The organism is Rhizobium sp. LCM 4573 (assembly GCF_001854865.1).
Lineage (GTDB): Bacteria > Pseudomonadota > Alphaproteobacteria > Rhizobiales > Rhizobiaceae > Neorhizobium.
The window spans coordinates 1-16,084 of the sequence record NZ_MDDW01000019.1 but is presented as its reverse complement, the minus strand read 5'-3'; the positions used below and the strand labels follow the sequence as shown (position 1 = coordinate 16,084).

General features: G+C 59.3%; 23 protein-coding genes. 20 read left to right on the top strand and 3 right to left on the bottom strand.

Annotation, left to right across the window (positions count from 1 at the left end):
• The coding region (traI, locus tag LCM4573_RS27450; RefSeq protein ID WP_083347527.1) for a TraI/MobA(P) family conjugative relaxase at positions 1–2,195 on the bottom strand (2,195 nt) is incomplete at its 3' end.
• Positions 2,192–2,554 carry a plasmid mobilization protein gene (locus LCM4573_RS18375; protein ID WP_071007839.1) on the bottom strand — a complete coding sequence of 121 codons (363 nt, stop codon included), beginning with the start codon at positions 2,552–2,554 and terminating at the stop codon, positions 2,192–2,194. The genes traI and LCM4573_RS18375, both read right to left, overlap by 4 nt.
• Positions 2,555–3,901: 1,347 nt before the next feature.
• Between LCM4573_RS18375 and LCM4573_RS27445 the strand changes: the two genes are divergently transcribed.
• The 6 genes from LCM4573_RS27445 (at position 3,902) to LCM4573_RS28145 (ending at position 6,713) form a co-directional block, all read left to right on the top strand.
• A complete protein-coding gene (locus LCM4573_RS27445; RefSeq protein WP_083347526.1) occupies positions 3,902–4,276 on the top strand; it encodes a TraK family protein in 375 nt (124 codons plus the stop codon).
• A gap of 16 nt (positions 4,277–4,292) precedes the next feature.
• Positions 4,293–5,012, top strand: coding sequence for a conjugal transfer protein TraL (locus LCM4573_RS18360; protein WP_071007841.1), 720 nt, complete (start codon positions 4,293–4,295; stop codon positions 5,010–5,012).
• Positions 5,013–5,020: 8 nt separating this feature from the next.
• Entirely contained in the window at positions 5,021–5,476 is a 456-nt protein-coding gene (locus LCM4573_RS18355) for a conjugal transfer protein TraM (RefSeq protein WP_071007836.1), read from the top strand.
• Between the two features lie 207 nt (positions 5,477–5,683).
• The gene (locus tag LCM4573_RS18350; RefSeq protein WP_071007835.1) at positions 5,684–6,013 is read left to right on the top strand and encodes a hypothetical protein; all 330 of its coding nucleotides are present in this window, start codon (positions 5,684–5,686) and stop codon (positions 6,011–6,013) included.
• A gap of 255 nt (positions 6,014–6,268) precedes the next feature.
• Positions 6,269–6,493 carry a hypothetical protein gene (locus tag LCM4573_RS18345; protein WP_071007834.1) on the top strand — a complete coding sequence of 75 codons (225 nt, stop codon included), beginning with the start codon at positions 6,269–6,271 and terminating at the stop codon, positions 6,491–6,493.
• A gap of 43 nt (positions 6,494–6,536) precedes the next feature.
• Positions 6,537–6,713, top strand: a complete 177-nt coding sequence (locus LCM4573_RS28145; RefSeq protein ID WP_157895528.1) for a hypothetical protein — start codon at positions 6,537–6,539, stop codon at positions 6,711–6,713.
• 113 nt (positions 6,714–6,826) lie between these two features.
• Here LCM4573_RS28145 and LCM4573_RS27955 read toward each other — a convergent pair whose 3' ends face one another.
• Positions 6,827–7,066, bottom strand: a complete 240-nt coding sequence (locus LCM4573_RS27955; RefSeq protein ID WP_131818991.1) for a hypothetical protein — start codon at positions 7,064–7,066, stop codon at positions 6,827–6,829.
• A gap of 282 nt (positions 7,067–7,348) precedes the next feature.
• On the opposite strand from LCM4573_RS27955, the gene LCM4573_RS18330 reads away from it, so the two are divergent.
• From LCM4573_RS18330 to LCM4573_RS27950, 14 genes are all read left to right on the top strand, one after another.
• On the top strand, positions 7,349–7,546 hold the full coding sequence (locus LCM4573_RS18330; protein WP_071007831.1) for a hypothetical protein: 198 nt from the start codon (positions 7,349–7,351) through the stop codon (positions 7,544–7,546).
• A gap of 20 nt (positions 7,547–7,566) precedes the next feature.
• On the top strand, positions 7,567–7,758 hold the full coding sequence (locus LCM4573_RS18325; protein ID WP_071007830.1) for a hypothetical protein: 192 nt from the start codon (positions 7,567–7,569) through the stop codon (positions 7,756–7,758).
• 44 nt (positions 7,759–7,802) lie between these two features.
• Entirely contained in the window at positions 7,803–7,961 is a 159-nt protein-coding gene (locus tag LCM4573_RS18320) for a hypothetical protein (protein ID WP_198539758.1), read from the top strand.
• A gap of 37 nt (positions 7,962–7,998) precedes the next feature.
• Positions 7,999–8,217 (top strand): hypothetical protein, encoded by a 219-nt coding sequence (locus LCM4573_RS18315; RefSeq protein WP_071007828.1) that lies wholly within the window; start codon positions 7,999–8,001, stop codon positions 8,215–8,217.
• A gap of 46 nt (positions 8,218–8,263) precedes the next feature.
• Positions 8,264–8,434 carry a hypothetical protein gene (locus tag LCM4573_RS28140; RefSeq protein WP_157895527.1) on the top strand — a complete coding sequence of 57 codons (171 nt, stop codon included), beginning with the start codon at positions 8,264–8,266 and terminating at the stop codon, positions 8,432–8,434.
• Between the two features lie 187 nt (positions 8,435–8,621).
• Positions 8,622–9,686: a hypothetical protein gene (locus tag LCM4573_RS18310; RefSeq protein WP_071007827.1), complete on the top strand. Its 1,065-nt coding sequence runs from the start codon at positions 8,622–8,624 to the stop codon at positions 9,684–9,686.
• A 583-nt stretch (positions 9,687–10,269) separates the two neighbouring features.
• Positions 10,270–10,596: a hypothetical protein gene (locus LCM4573_RS18305; RefSeq protein ID WP_131818990.1), complete on the top strand. Its 327-nt coding sequence runs from the start codon at positions 10,270–10,272 to the stop codon at positions 10,594–10,596.
• Positions 10,597–10,725: 129 nt separating this feature from the next.
• Positions 10,726–11,382 (top strand): hypothetical protein, encoded by a 657-nt coding sequence (locus LCM4573_RS18300; protein ID WP_071007825.1) that lies wholly within the window; start codon positions 10,726–10,728, stop codon positions 11,380–11,382.
• Positions 11,383–11,836: 454 nt separating this feature from the next.
• Complete coding sequence (locus tag LCM4573_RS18295) at positions 11,837–12,775, top strand: hypothetical protein (RefSeq protein ID WP_071007824.1); 939 nt, start codon at positions 11,837–11,839, stop codon at positions 12,773–12,775.
• Positions 12,776–12,948: 173 nt separating this feature from the next.
• Positions 12,949–13,185 (top strand): hypothetical protein, encoded by a 237-nt coding sequence (locus LCM4573_RS18290; RefSeq protein ID WP_071007823.1) that lies wholly within the window; start codon positions 12,949–12,951, stop codon positions 13,183–13,185.
• A gap of 27 nt (positions 13,186–13,212) precedes the next feature.
• Positions 13,213–13,965: a hypothetical protein gene (locus LCM4573_RS18285; RefSeq protein WP_071007822.1), complete on the top strand. Its 753-nt coding sequence runs from the start codon at positions 13,213–13,215 to the stop codon at positions 13,963–13,965.
• Positions 13,966–14,024: 59 nt separating this feature from the next.
• Positions 14,025–14,558, top strand: coding sequence for a hypothetical protein (locus LCM4573_RS18280; RefSeq protein WP_131818988.1), 534 nt, complete (start codon positions 14,025–14,027; stop codon positions 14,556–14,558).
• A 9-nt stretch (positions 14,559–14,567) separates the two neighbouring features.
• Positions 14,568–15,092 (top strand): hypothetical protein, encoded by a 525-nt coding sequence (locus LCM4573_RS18275; protein WP_071007820.1) that lies wholly within the window; start codon positions 14,568–14,570, stop codon positions 15,090–15,092.
• A 68-nt stretch (positions 15,093–15,160) separates the two neighbouring features.
• Positions 15,161–16,084, top strand: a 924-nt coding sequence (locus tag LCM4573_RS27950; protein WP_407071753.1) for a YadA family autotransporter adhesin, incomplete at its 3' end; no start/stop codon positions are given.

Below are 16,084 nucleotides of genomic sequence, written 5' to 3'. Positions count from 1 at the left end.
TTGGGCAGGGTCACCGGCTCCATCGCTGTGACATTGAGTGCCACGCGATCCCCGATCTGCGCACCGCTCGCGGCAATCGCCCGATCAAGATCGACCCCCCACAAGGTTGTCCGGGTGCCGCCGGCGTCTTCGAGCGTCGCGAAATAGCTGCTCCTGCCACCCGGCCTATGTTCGTAAGGCGCAGCTCCATGCTCGACCAGAGTGCTGTAGGCGGCCAATGCGTTTGCCTCCTTCTCGGCCATCGCCTGCTGACGCGCCTGCTCCATAGCCGGATCAGCGAACCGGACATTGACCTTGTGCATCGCCGCAAGCCGGGCGACTTCCTCGCGGAAGGACTGCGAGCCCTCGACAATGAGCGGCTGTCCGTCGAAACGGGCGGCGGCCAGCTCCAAGGCAACCAGTGCAGCACCCGTCGTCGCCTTTTGTGCATGAACGTGGGACGCCCGGTCGATTACCACACCGCCGTCAATGGTCCGGTAGGACATTGAGCCGTCCTTGCGACATTGTGGTTTCAGAGCGGTCATCACGACGGCTTTGGCCCGCTCCGCGTGCTGGGCGGTCAATAGTTCACCGCTCAACCGTTGCGCTCGCAGCTCACGGCCCCGCAAGACCGTCAAAGCCTCTTCGTTGCCGGCCTCTGCCTGCTGGCGAAGCCAGTCGGCCCAAACAGGCATAGCCGTGGATGCGGTTAGATTCTGACGACGGGCCTGCATCGCGTTTCGATGGCGGGTCCGGGCGGCGTCGGCTTGAGCCTTGGTCGCGGCAGCCGTGACCCGTTTCGCGGGGCCTCTGCCGATCTTGCCCAACACTCGTTGCGTCGCCCGCCAACGCTTCATTTCGGCATAGAAGGCCGCGTTGTCCTTCTCGATCTGCGCGAAGCCCGCCTTTCTCGCGGCGATCTTGGCTTGCTTCTCTCGCTGATACTGAGCGAACAGCACAGCGCTAGCCGGGGACTTCTGGCGGGGCTGGGGCTGATAGCCTTTTGCGGCCTTGCGACCGCGCTCTGTGGCCTCGGCGCCGGCGGGCTGGAATGGACCGAGCCGGGCGACCATAGAGCGCATGGAAAGGGCTCGATTGCAACTGCTGGCCTTGGCCCACAATTCAAGCCCGGCGTCCCCGATCACGAGGCCCGCACCCTGCGGTTTAATGCTCAACCCGTGATCGGCCAGCGCCTCATGCACCTCTCTCCAGCTCCCGGCCTTGTCCAGTTCGGGAAGCTCGCGGCGGACGTAAGAAACAAGCGTGTCGATGCCCGATTGCGCCTCGATATCCGCCGTCGGGCTTATCCCTGCGGCTCCGTCTTGGCCAAGCCCATCGCTTCCGCCAATGCTTGCGCTTCCATTTTCGCTCTCAACTGCTCCAGCGCCATTTCCCGGCCGTCVCAGGCCGTCAGCGCGTTCGGTTCCTCGGCGCTGTACGTGCGCAGGTGCATCACTCGGCAGTAGTTCATCAGCTCGCCCTTTTTCGAATGCCAAATCGCGGCTGGACAGGTTTCGCAGACCGTCGAGGGATTGGGCCTCTGGTGGCTCGGTAAACGTGAGATCAAGGGACTGATGTAGAGCCCGTCTAAATCGACTATCCCGTGGTCCTCGGGGTCCAAGGTCGATTCGATGATTTCGGTTTCGTCGCTCATGAGTGTTTTCCTCGTCTATGCCATGGTTGGTGCGCTGTAGGCCGAATTGGATTTCGAGGCGTTCGCACGCCTCCATCAGCCGGCGCTTGTCAAAATAAGGTTCGATGTTTTGCAGGCCCGTCGGGTGGACCTTGTTTATCGCGACGTGGACATGCAGGTGATCAGTGTCGATATGAACCGCCGAAATGCGCTGATGATCGGCATAGCCGATGGAAGCGCATAGCTCGTCTTCAATAGCGTGAAGCACTTCGATTGGCGGCTGTTCGCCGGGCGGGAACGAATAGACCAGGTGGTAGGTCTTGTCGGCCTTTGACCGGGTATTCATCGCCTGCGTCGCTTCGATCAGGATCGTCGCCGCCGCCGGATCGTCGGTGTCGCAGTTCGTGATGCGGAAAGACGCAACGCGCTCGCCCTGATTGGTCACGTCGCCGGTAGCAAGGATGTAGTCGGCAGTTCGCGCCCAAGTGGACGGGTCAATGTCGCCCTTCGCGGCGACCATGTAGCGGACTAGCCGGGCCGGGCTCGACGTGCCCTTGTTTCGAGGGACGCGCTTTGCGATCACTTCGAAACCCTCCCCATCAGTTGCACCATTTGCGCTTGGAGGGAGCGGAAATCCTTCATCAGCGCCTCCACGTCGGCCGGGCGGGCGCCCTGCCCCCGTTTCTCGGCCAGCCAGAGTTTCAGCAGGCCGGCGACACGTCCAAGATCGCCGTTCACCTTGGCCAGCTCGCGCACGGCGCCAAGGTCGGCAGTCGCCTTGATTTTGGCGTTGAGCCCAGCCGCCCGGAGATAGGCGGAGGCCGACAAGTTGGCCTTGGCCRCAAGCTGGGTGATTTGTTCTCGCTCAGCCGGCGAAAGCCACACCTCGATCCGCTCGCCTCTCGGGCGCCCTCTCCGCTTCTTCTTCTCGGGTTYGGTCATTCGGCATCTGCCTCGGCAGATAGCCAGCCCGCATGCCAAGCCCGGATGAAACCACGCGAGCCGGTTAGCCGGCCGTCGTCGCGGCGATAGTCGGGGTATGGGCAAGCCGTTCGCGGCTTCCCCTCCCGGCGAGCTTTTACCCCCTTGTCGAACGCGCCACGGTGAGCGCGGCCATAGTCTTCTCGTCTCAATTTTCGCCCCTCCTTTTGGTGTGCTTTTGCCCTTGTCGCGGTAGCGACTGTGAGCCTCGCAGAGCAAGATGACGTCGAGCCGTAGGCGAGTAAGGGCAGGTATTGGACCGGGGAACGCGAAGCGTGTACCGGTACAATACACATCTTGCCATCCCTTCCCCCGCAATTCAACGCAAATTCGCAGGATTCCCAGCCATCGGCGCGGCAAAAAGGCCCGAAAGAGCACAGATTTGCCCTATGTTGCGCCGAGTTGTATTGAATTGTGCAAAGTTGCGTTATTCCGCTTGCGGAATTGCGCAGAGTTGCATATCATTGCCCATAATTGCACTGAAACAGCCTATCGGGCTGATTCAGGGGAAACAACGGGGCGCAAGCTCCCCCGGCTAGGCGTTGGATTGYACAATCCAACGCCTAGCCGGGGCTCCGGGAGATTGGAAGGATGAACGAGAAACAAGCCATCACGGATGGGTTGGACGCGCAATCGGTCTTGGATTGCACAATCCAAGACCGATTGCGCGGCGTCGCTTCGGGGGTAGTCGCGAGCATGACGGCAGACGCCTTTCGGTCGCCTGCTCATATTGCGAGCCGTCGTTACGGGGATGACTGCCTAGTTCTTGTCATCGCCTCGATCTGTCTGGATGGAGTGGACTCCTTCCGCCGTCGGTGGTGGCTGAACGGCCTGCGAGTGCAAGCAGATGCGGTACTTGCTTTCCTCTCTTCCCGCTACCCGCTGGAAGCTCGCCGTGATCCTGATCCGCTCTGCGGCGGCGGGACGCACTAGAGCCTCGTTAAGAGCAGCACCAAAAGGAAGGGTGCCTTGGCAAGCTGATCAGCGGTTGCGCTGAATTGCGTTAAGTTGCTTGACGAATCAGAAGGGAGTTGCATAGAATTTACCTAAGTTGCACTGATGACGCCATGGGGGCGGCACCGGGGATTGCAACGAAAACCAGCGGAGAAAGGGCATGAACGGCCAAACCAAGGCGATCTATTCCGATATGCGGTCGAAGGGTTTCCCGGCCATCTGTGCCCTGTTTTACGCTCGATGGGCGAGCGCTGAACCGTACCACGTCGCAGTCTACAACGGCTTCCGGGCCGCAGGCTTCGACGGCCCTACGGCTCTGCTCTACTCCCGTCGTTCCTTGCAAGGGAACCGCCAATGACCGCACCAGAACTCAAAGGCAGTCGCGGCGCCGGGCGCGTCGCATTTCTCGCACGTCGAGACGTGATCCAAGAACGAATCGATGCCGGCTATCCGATCAAGGCAATTTTCAATGAGTACGAAAAAGAGCTTGGGATCGGCTATCCGCAGTTCACCCGTTACGTCAGCAAATACATCAGGACGCCGGAAGAAAATGACCACTCAAGAAGGGAAGAAAGCAAGCCAGTCCAGCAAGCCCCGRCAGAAGTCAAGCCGGCCACCCCAAGCCCAAAGCCCGGCGGAAGTTCAACCGGAAAACCTGCAACCCCAAAAGCTGGAAAACCAGCCTTCCAACATGACGCATCCAGCGGAAACCGCGACGATCTTATCTGACAAGGAACCCGAACTTATGAAGACCGTACATTTCACTCTGCAAGGCAAAGGCGGCGTCGGCAAAAGCTACGCTTCGGCTCTGTTGATCCAGTGCCTGCAAAGCAAAGGCCGCCCGGTCGTAGCGGTCGATACCGACCCGGTTAACGCGACGCTTGTAGGTTACAAGGCGTTCGGCACTCAACGTCTCGAACTGATGGAAAACGGTTCCCTGATCGAACGTAACTTCGACAAGCTGATCGAGCAGGTCGTTTCCGAAGATTCGAACTTCGTGATCGACAACGGCGCGTCGTCGTTCATTCCCCTCTCCTACTACCTCGCGGAAAACGATGCGATCAACGTGATCGCGGAACACGGCAAGGAAGTCGTAATTCACACCATCATTACCGGCGGGCAGGCGCTGCGCGATACCCTCGGCGGTTTCGCCTCTCTGGTCGAGCAGATGCCGCCGCAGGCCAAAATCATCGTATGGCTCAACGAGTTCTTCGGTGACATTGAGGCCGACGGCAAGACCTTCGAGGAAATGCAGGTCTACCAACGCAACAAAGATCGCGTCAGCGGGATCGTCCGTATCCCCCGCCAGACCGGCAGCACGTTCGGCCAAGACGTGAAACTGATGCTCGATAGCAAGCTGACCWTCGATGAAGTCGCGAAATCCGACGCCTTCGGGCTCATGTCGAAGTCGCGACTGTCGAACGTCAAGAAAGCGATCTTCGAGCAGCTCGAAACCGTCCTGTAGGGGGCGTCATGATCGACTTCGACGAACTCCGGAAAGAGGTAGCTATCCGACACAACGTCTTGATCGGCAAGGACGACCCGATTCTTGTGACCGTGACGGTCAACGAAATGGTCGTAGGCCGGTTGGTTGACCGGGTGTCGGAACAGTACGACGAACACAGTCGGGCGCTGACCATCGCAATGCAACAGCACGTCGAGCAGGCCAAAGACACGGCCGGCAAGGTGATCACTGATGCTGCCGGCTACGTGCGCGCAGAAGTGAAAAAAGCAGTGGTCGAGGCGCTGGCCGACGCCGGCACTGGTCTGCAACGCCAGATTGGCGACGCCCTTGCTGCGGGACGTGAAGCTGCGTCCAGCGGCCGGGATGCACAGACCGCGAAGAACGGCGCCTTTTTGGCCGCGTGCGTCGCTTCTGTCTGCGCCTTGCTGTCGGTCGGGGCGCTTGTCGTGGTGCTGCTTCGATAACGACAATCAGCCACGGCTGGCCTTGGCTGGCCGTGGCTGGTGGAACAGTTCGAGTAATTCTAAACCCCTCCACTGCGAGGGGTTTTTTGCTCCTGCTTCCGACGAACGGTTGCGCTAAGTTGCGTTAAATTGCGCAATATTGCTTGCCCGGTGGGCTTGGCGACACTACAATGTCAGTCAACAGGTAACGCCCCGGAGGGCAAGCAAATGAGCAACGAAACCGCCGCACTGAACTACGCAAACCTCATCGGCTACAGCGACGTGCATCCCTACGAAATCGTGCGGGAAGTCTCTGACAAGATCATTGAGGTTCGCCCCATGACGGCCACCCTTGATCCGTCGTGGAAGCCTGAAATGATCCCCGGCGGCTTCGCTGCTCACTGCACCAACCAGCACGAACAGCGCTGGATCATCACCAGCAACGAGAGCGCCCCGGTCATCCGCCTGCACCTGCGCAAGGATGGGTGTTTCTACCACAAAGGCAGCAAGTTCCGCCGCGAGGCCAAGCCGCGCCGGTTCTACGACTACAACTTCTGACCACCCCGCCCCGGTTCGCCGGGGCATCAACGAGGGCAAGACGATGTTCAGTTCGAGACCCAGAGCGACGTGCGCCCACATCCTGCAAATCATGGCCGACTACAGGATCGGCGCCGCCAGAGTGCCGGTGGAGAGGAAGGAGTCCATGGAGCGTTTCGCCATGTGGCGCCGGCGTCTCGCCGGATGCATCGATAGCGCCCAGCCGCTTCCATAAGACACCGCCCCGGCTCGTCGGGGCTGCACCGAGGAAAGGATATGCGTGTAGAAGAACGCTTCAACAAGAAATCCGCACCGCTGCTGGAGTGCGTCCAGCCTCACGTCGTTCATCGTCGCGGCTTCGCACTCGGTATCAAGGTGGAGTTCTACCAAGCTGGCGACAATTGCGACGGCCGCACCCTGAGCGTGCATCTGACGCCGCAAGAGGCCCTGAAAATGGCCGAAGACCTGATTGCCCAATCTAGGCGGGCACTTTCCGACTAAAGCCGCCGCCCTGCCGGTAGCAGGGCATCACCGAGGAAAGGACATGAGCGACACGGTACGCATCAAAGTTTGGGTCCGCACCGACCGAGTGGGCAGCGAGTGCAGCGAAGTTGTTGAGTTCGACAAAAAGGAATGGGACTCGGCGTCGGACGACGAGAAAGAGAGCGCGCTTCGAGACACCGTGTGGAACATGGCTGAGTGGGGCTGGGACGAAGAATGACCCGGATCGAGCGCCCGCAACAGGTGTCCCCCTGCCCGCGCTGCGGCAAGCTGGGCGGGTGGCATGAAAAGCGCGTGTGCAAGTACGAGCTGRTTTTCGAGCCAGACGGCGAGCTATTCGGCAGTACCGATATGGAGCGCGTCAGCGGCGGCGTGCGACGGTACTGCGCCGAATGCGGTCGCGACATAACCGGGCAGGTTCGGGGGTAAAGCCATGTGGTTGATGATGATTGTCACATCCATTCTCTTCCTGCTGGTTCTCGGATTCGTTTTCAGCGAGGCTTGGAATGAGCCGGAATGCAGGGTGCCGATTGTGCTGAACACCATTCTTTTCTTGGTGATCACTATCACCATGATTGTCGGTGAATATCGTCTAGTCGCCGCAGAGGAAGCGAGGTGGAAAGCTCAATGCACCGCCAGCTATATGCACTGCATGCCAGAGCGGGAACGATAGCGCCAAGCAGCCATTCCCTTTGGTGTTTCGACCGCTTTCGAACCCTCTACGGAGGGTTCTTTTGTTTTGGYTTCCGACGAATGGTTGCATTAAGTTGCGCTAAATTGCGCAATATTGCTTGTCCGGCCTGCTTGGCGGCACTATAATGTCAGTCAACAGGCAACGCCCCGGAGGGCAAGACAATGACCAAAGCCGAACAACTCCTGAATGCCACCACTGCCAATATCAAGGCTGCCGCAGTCCGCCGCGAAATTCTGGATTGGGCCGTTGAATACACCTTCGACGATGGYAGCTCGATCCAGTGCCGCAAAATGTCTGGCCGATCTKCCTTCGCACGCAACGGCTGGCACCTGAAAACCCAGCACGCGGACACCAACTAATCCGAAGGAAKGGCAAGACAATGACCACCAAGCTGAACGCCACCAAGACCAAAAAGGTGAAAGCGGTAGTCGCTCAGACCGGAGTCACCGAAGCGGAAGCTATCGAGGCACTGGAAGCTGAGGAGTGGCTGGAGTCAGAAGCCGTGTTCAACATCCGTGCCGAGTTCACCGCCAACATGCGCAAGCGCAACGAAGAACGGGGCTTGCTGTAGTGGCCCGCTCCACCCCTGAACAGGCCCGCAACAAGCTGGGTCTAGTGGCCGCAAAGAAACTGGAAGTCGCAGCCGAAGCACTGCACGCCTACCGCATGGCCTGTCTCAAATGCGACGACCACGCAGCCCAGCATGACCGCCGCAAGTCACTGGTAGGCGAGCTTCAGGAAATGGCGGCATGGCTTGAAGGCTGCTGCAAGTAACCGCCCCGGTTCGCCGGGGTATCACCGAGGAAAGGACATGGATACCGAGCAGAAAGGCGGCGCTGTATTTGAGATTCGGGTGCGCATCGGCGCATCCATTGAGGTGGACTACACCACCACCGTGTTGGCTCGCGACAAAGAGCATGCCGGCGAGCTGGGCGATGCGCTGGAACAGAAGATCATCAGCGCCATCAAGGACAGCCACCCCGGCATCACTCTGGAAGCCAGCGCGTTCTTGCAGACCGTGAAGAGCTAACCCGCCGCCCTGCCGGTAGCAGGGCATCACTCAAGAGGAAAGGACCATGTATGCTCAACTGAGCGACAACTGGCGGAAGATCGGCAACAGCCTCTACCAGCGGCAGGGCAACGCATTCATCCATGTAGCGGTGTGCCCGCCACATATCCGCAGCCTGAAAGCCGCCGTGACGTGGTATCTGAACAGCGACCACATGTTCGAGCACCTCCCCTTCTGAGACGCTGCCCGGCGGCCTCGACAATCTTCCCCTTTGGTGTCTCAGCTCTCTTAAAGCCCCTCCCAGCGAGGGGCTTTTTCGTTCCGCCGCCCCGACGAATGGTTGCGCTAAATTGCATTAAATTGCTTGTCGGATTTGTCCGTTTTCGATACATTTACGGACAGATAACAACGCCGGAGCGCGCACCATGAATTCAGCCTTGATCCCTGCCCGCAATGTCCTGACGGACGCTCAAAAACTAGCTCTGCGGGAAGCTCTCTCGGGCCGGCTGCTGGCCCTCTGTTTCGGCGCCGGAGTGGATTCCACGGCAATGATCGTCGCGCTGCGCGCTGCGGGTCTGCGCCCCGATGTGATCACCTTCGCGGACACGGGTGGAGAAAAGCCAGAAACCCTCGAACACGTTGCCGCGATGAACAAGGTTCTGGCCGCGTGGGGCTGGCCCCTGATCGATGTATGTCRGAAGGCAACCAAGGAAACGACCGGCTACACCGACCTCTATGGAAATTGCCTTGCGAACGAAACCTTGCCGTCTCTGGCCTTCGGAATGAAGTCGTGCAGCATCAAGTGGAAGCAAGGTCCGCAAGACCAGTTTCTGAAAGGAGCGAAGCGGGGGCCGAACGCCTGYCCGCCGCATCCGCTCTGGATCGAGGCAAAGGCAACCGGCCGGCGGATAGTGAAGCTGATCGGTTACGACTGCGGCAGAGCTGATCTGCGTCGCTCGAAGGGGCTCAAGTCAGGCGACGCCGACTTTGATTATGCCTATCCGTTGCAGGTCATCGGCTGGGCGCGCCCTGATTGCGTGCGGGCGATCACTCAAGCCCTCGGGCCGGAGCTGGTGCCGATCAAATCCGCCTGCTTCTTCTGCCCGGCCTCGAAGCATTGGGAGCTGTATTGGCTGGCGGCCAATCATCCCGATCTGTTGGAAAAGGCCCTGCTACTGGAGCGTAACGCCCTCACCGGCCGCCATAGCCGGTTCGATGAAGTCGAGTTTGGGGCACCATGGGAAGAACTCGTTCGTACTGCCGACCGTTTTCCAAGCTCGAACACCTCCGTCGGGCTCGGGCGCAGCTTTGCTTGGAACCAATGGGCGCGGGTCAATAACGTGGTAGACGTGGATTTCCGTGTCATGCGTACCGCTGAGGCTCGCGCCCGGTTCGCGTTCATGGCCGACAGCCTGCGTGATACGGACAACGCGCTCGACGCTCGTAGCGCAACCGCCGCATCGAAACAGATTGAACTCGTGCTGCTGTAGCCGCCGCACTTCCCTTTGGTGCCTCGACCGCTTTGAAGTCTTTCAAACGGGGCTTCTGCCCCGCTCGCCCCGACGAACGGTTGCGCTAAATTGCCTTAAATTGCTTGTCCGTTTTTGCATAGCCTCCTATAATTACGGACACACCCAACCAAGGAGGCACTGAAATGCAAACCCTTCGCGACCGCTACGAAATCTACGTCCGCTGCGCCACCGACCTCGGCTGGCCGGTCAAAACCTTCGAAGAATGGTTGAACTCGTAAGCCACTCGCTCCGGTTCGCCGGGCCTCTCCAGAGGACAAGCGCAATGCGCCGGCCACTGACCACTCCCAAACACTGCCGCTGTCGTTCGCGGTCATGCGGGAGGCGTTTTAAGGGGACTCCGGGGATCACTCCCTGCCCCTTGTGCGGAGAGCCCGGCCGGCTCGACACTTGGGCGGACAGCAAGCCGTGGCGCCGCGTGACGTGCTTCTGTGATGCTTACCCCTTTCCCCATCGAATGAACGGCGGTCGCTGTATTGGGCTGCGCCCAATGGTCGAACTGCCGGGAATCCAAGGACTACCATTTTGATTAAGAGGTCTTTTCATGACTGATATTCGCGCAAGAATTTGCAAGAGCCCATTTCTCACCAGCCTCATCGGTGGAATATTCATGCTGGCGGTCCCGCTCAGCATGGGCGCCATCCTCGGGGCGCTTGTCTTTGTTTTCGATGTGTGGGCGCCGGAAAAAATCCAACTGTATCTCGACCTTCACGCAGATTCAGTCGCCTGGAAAATGATCCATTATATTCTGTTCATATTTTTTGTCGCACTTGTCTGGGCATTGGGCGTTTGCTTTGCCGTCTTCTTTTTGCCTTTCGTCTCTCTCAGCGCGAGACAGATCGGTGAATTGATCGTTGGCAAGGGCGAATAAGCCCTTCCTTTTGGTGTTTCTACCACCCTCGCCCCGATGAACGGTTGCACTAAGTTGCCTTAAATTGCTTGTCTGGGCTGTCCGCTTTTATTAGAATTGCGGACAGTAACCCGACCAAGGAACAGCACCATGGCAATCATTCGCTTCGCTTTCGACAAGGCTGCCGACGGTTTCCAGCCGCACCACAACATGCGGGCAAAGGAAGACTGGCCGGAAGGCGCTTACTGCCCGCTCGGCAGCGACAATCTCGCCGGGAAAATCGCCAGTCACGGCGCTCTCGTGCTGTGGGAGGAATACAAGGGGCTTTGCCTGAATGATTACGAGCGCAACGGGTACGATGATTCCGATTTCTTCATGGAGGTATGGAATCCGGACGCCGAGTGTGTCGAAACGATTTGCTTTGCCACCACTCGCGGCTGGACTTATCCGAGCATGGGGAGCCGCCCGGACGCCACTGATGAGGTTCGTGCTGCGGCGACCCGCTGGAGAGAGGATCAGCGTCGCAAGGCTCGCGCCGCACGCCGCTCGCAAGCAGCCAAGGAGCTGATGCAGAAGCGCGCCTTGTTCCGCGATCTTGCTGAGCGCCATGGGTTCAAGGCTTGCCGGCTGTCGAAGCTGATCCGCAACGAACAGCCGGAGCGCGGCATCGCTGCTCTCCAGCTCCTGAAAAGCAATCTGCGGTCGGCCTTTCGGATCAAAATGCGTGACCAACTGGTGGCGTGGCTGGGCAGTGAAAGTCCGGCTTATCGTTCGCCGTTCTCCGCCCGGCAATGGGCCTGCATCTGACCCATACAGCCCCGGCAAGCCGGGGCTCCTTCTACTGAGGTTTCAGCAATGAACGAAAAAATCAAAGACACTTTGATCGGTGCCGGCATCCTGACAGCAGCCACTACTGTAATCTACGGACTCGGCTCGGGCTGATTGGGGTCGAAATCGTTTATCGGCCCAATTATCTACTGACCTTCACTGACTTTTTTTGGGTCTTCCTCTCAGGGCTGTGGATTTTATGYGGTGGCTGCTTTGTGGCGGTGACGGCCTACTGGACCCTGCAAATAAGCGCCCGCGTCGGTGGCTTCGTTCGGCGCTGCTGGCGGGGCTGGAGYCGTTCCTAATGGCGATACTGACCCTGCTGCTCCTGACCAACCTTGGCCGACGCCTTCRCAACGCGAAGGTCGCTCATGAACGGGCATTCAAGCCCAAATCATACATTCGCCTCGACGGCGGTAAGTGAGGTTCCATCATGGCAAACCATGTCCACGTAACTCTGATGGGCAGCGACAACACCTATCTGAATTATCCCTGTACCGGTCTTCTCGAACTGTTCGAAATTGGCACGACCGGAGGAATAACCACCGGCGTGTTTCGACGGGAGGGTGGGGGTGCTCCTGTCGTCGTAAAGAACCCACACTTCGTCTATCCGGCGCTCACTGAACAGCCTTCCCCTTTGGTGTCTGCTCCTGCTGATGAAAGCGCTACCGACCTGACCGATCTGATCGCCCGTGCCGACGTGTTCGGGTTCGATTGGGACGACTACAAAGGGGCTGTCAGGCTGCTCGTCGAGCTGCGTGAGAAACTGAGAAAAGAGGTTGCGGCGATAGACAACACTGAAGACACCTTCGACCTGACCGATCTGATCGCCCGTGCCAAGCAGCTTGACGATCTGGTCGAAGTGGTGGCGGGGGCAGATGAAGACCTCAGTAGGTCTATCTACGCTTTACAGGTGCTGGCGCTCGAAGTGCAGGGGGTTCTTGAAGCTCCTTATCGTCCCGGCCTGCTGGTTGCTGCGGCATGGCATCGCCGTGAGCAGGAACAATCCACGCGGTGGATGGATATTGCCGAAAGTAACTACAAGGAGGCACAAGCTAAGTGTAAGGACGACCCGATCCTCACCGAATTTTTGCAGAGTTGGGCCATTTGCTCTAGGGACGCAAACGATCACCGCCGCTGCGCCGACGAAATGCAACGTCTGGCCGCCATCATTGCCGAGCCTTCCCCTATGGAAGGGGAGGGGAGTGCTCAGAATCCCGACAAGCCGGAAAGCTCTCAGTCTCGGACCAGCTCACCGATGCAATGCGCCATAGCGCCAACCCGTTCCGGTAAATCGGTGGCGGGACTACAGTATAGCAAGTTTGTGGATCAATACTGGAAGGCCGTGGAGAACCCCGATCTGTTGAAATAGCGCCCGCCGCTTGAGTGATCAAAACCCCTCCCTGTGAGGGGTTTTATTTTGCCATCATTCCGACGAACGGTTGCGCAATGTTGCGCTAAATTGCGCTAGTTTGCTTGCTCGATTTGTCCGGCTTAATTAGAATTGCGGACAGGTAAACCACTCTACTTACAGAGGAATTCACCATGATCCGCACTGCAATCAACCATCCCGACGCCCGCCATATGGAAGACACTGCGCATGACGGTTTCCTGACCATCCTACGCAGCTCGAAACAGCGCGGCCGCGCCAACGTGGGAGGGCTGGCCGTCGTCGTCAGCAGGATCGGCCGCCGGGCGTCCGGGGTAGTTTTCGCGGTGCGGGTCAAGGATGCCTTCGGCAAGGTTCTCGCCCGGTTCGAAATGGACGAATCCGACGCCTAAACACTCCCGTTCAGAGGAAGATCAACCATGGCAGAAAGAGCGTTTCGAGCGCCTTACAAAAAGGTCAAGGACGTTACCGTTCGCGTCTACGACGACACGTTAAGCGGCATGCCGGCCGGCTTCGAGAAGCGCCTACCGGTCTACATGGACCCTCGCGACGACACTAGTCTTGTCATCGCTATTCCGACTTACGTCGCCAGTTTCCTCGGCAAGTGGGCTTCGGCCGGATGGAGGGGCGACCGCATCATCGAGCTGGAAGTGGAACCAAGGGAAGGGGGAGCGGTGTTCATCCGCTCCTATAAGGGGCTGGAGGCACTGAAAGACGACTTCAAGACCGTCATGGAACTCTACCGCGATAAGGTGGCAGCGGCGGTCGAGGAAAAGGTTATCGTCATCAAGGCGGCCTACAGCGCCCGGGATGAAAACGGCCGTCGCGTGGACTGCCTGCCGGCGTTTTCCGATGCATACGCTGGCGCATTGGTCGGTTTCAACTACGGCATCTACTGGCGCATCAACGGTGAGCTGTACTCCCGCGACGCCCGTGACAAGGAAAATCCCGACCGTGGCCGCCTCTGGAAGTGTGGGCACGGTGACAGCCTTGCGCGTGATGGAAAGCCCATCCCTTGGAGCGCAGAGGCTGAGGCCGCCTGTAAAGCCTTCTATGATGGAGTTCGGGGCATCGGCCAGCGCATGCACGACTTCCTGAGCCAAGACGAACAAGCCCTGAAACTCCAGCTCGAAACGGGTCGAGGTTTCCTGCTGGAAAAAAGCAACCACTGATGTTTCACCGGCGCCCCTTTGACAGAGGGGCAACCTCTCATTTCGTCGAGGACGTTCTTATGAGTACGCCTGTTGTCAACTGCATTTCCTATACGCTCGAAGCAATCAAGCGAGGGTTCTATCACGCGGCAACCTCGGAAGAAGTCGCGAGCCTGATCTACTCCGCTCTAGTCGATTCCGGCTACGTCGTGCAGGTCATGGGCCGCCATCCCGATCCTGCGGCCGACTCCGCACATCCGGACGGYGGCTATGCCGTCGATATGCAGATAAACGTTCCGTTCCACCTGTCGCCCCTGCCGATCCGAGATCTGGTCAATGAGCGCTCCCGTCAGATTCTGGTCGAGGGGTACACGGCCAAGCACGACGGATCGACCTATCACGGCGCGGCGCAACTGGCAGGGGCGGCGGCCTGCTATGCGCTCGCTGCCGCGTCTCCCATCCCTTCTGAGTTCGCCGCGCCTCACTTCTGGCCGTGGCCTCCGAAAGCGTGGAAGCCAAAAGGCGGCACTCGCCGTTGTCTCGTGAAGTCCGGGGCTCTGGCACTGGCCGCGCTCGAACAGCTCGACCGACTGGCTCTACAGGCCAAGAACTGAGGGGGCACCATGAAGAAGAAGCTGATCCCTGTCACGTCTTCCAGCCCGACACTTCCCTTTTTGGTGTCCGGCCCTCGTTGCTGGGTTCCTGTCGAAAAACTCTATGGCCTTGCCTTGTGCTGGGCCGTGGCTACGGCCCTCGGCATGGTCCTGCGGTATCCGAAAGGGCTGGCGGCCCATTACTACTGGTATGCCGCTGGCCGCTGCCTTCATCTGTTCGAAGGTTGGAATCCGGTGGAGAACATGGCGCAAGCCGGGGCACTGATCGGGCGCTTTGGCATGTCGCTCGAGAACACCGGAACCGGATATCTCGCGAAGGACTGTCAGTCACTGGACGGGTTTCCGGCCCGCTATAGCGTCTATGGCGAGGATTGGCCGATAGCCGTCTGCCGGCTCGCCGTCGCCATGACGAACTCCAGCACACTGGTCGAGGTTCCGGCCCGTCTGCTGATGTTCCAGCGCTTCCGAAACTGTGTCGCCTTTGAGGTTGAATGGCGGCMCTACCAATCCGAACGACTGTTGATTGCCGCCTGAGCGGAAATCGGCAGCTTTGGACCCGTAGCCCCTCCGGCTGAGGGGCATCCTAAATAGTTGAGCCTTTTATGAAAAAACACACTATCTGCATCACTGCTATTGCACTGATGGGGCTGACGGCAGGAGCTGCAAGCGCTGCAAATTCTGTCGATCCGCGCTTTACCAACACGGTTATAAACGGGGATGGGAACACCGTTGCGGGCGACCGCGACACGCATTTTTCTGGTGCTACGTCGGCAAACGATCAGGTGATCGTCGGCAATAACAACACTCTCAATAACACCATGTCGTCGGAAATCATCGGCAACTACAACACCGTCGGAAACAGCGACATTGTTGTGAAGGGCGAGAGTAACCAGGTCGATAACGCCTATGGGCAGGTGACGGGCGATGTGAACCGGGTCAATGCTCAGAACGGCACGACGACTGTTTTCGGATCGAACAACACTGTAAGCGGGCAGAGCAATGTCGCCGTCGGCAACGGGAACACCATGACCGGACGCGGATCGGTCGCCATTGGCGAGACGACTACGACGACGGCCAGCAACAGCGTTACTCTCGGCACGGGGTCGAGCAACAACCGCGACAACACCGTGTCGGTCGGCTCTGCCGGGGCAGAACGGCAGATTACCAACGTCGCCAACGGAACGACCCGCACGGATGCTTCTAACGTCGGGCAGATGCAGGATGGCGACGCCGCGACGCTGGCCGCCGCCAAGGCGCACACGGACAAGGCCGTGGCCGCCGAAGCGCAGGCGCGGGCGGACGGAGACAACCGCGTACGGACCGAGGCGATGAATCACACGAACGAAGCTGTCGCGGCGGAAGCGCAGGCACGCGGCCAAGCTGACGCGGAAGTGCTGGGACAAGCCATCGATCACGCGAACCAGCAGGTTGCGGCGGAAGCCCAAGCGCGCCATGCCGGCGACGCCGCGACGCTGGCCGAAGCGAACAACCACACTGACGACGCGATCAAGAAAGAGGCGCAGGCC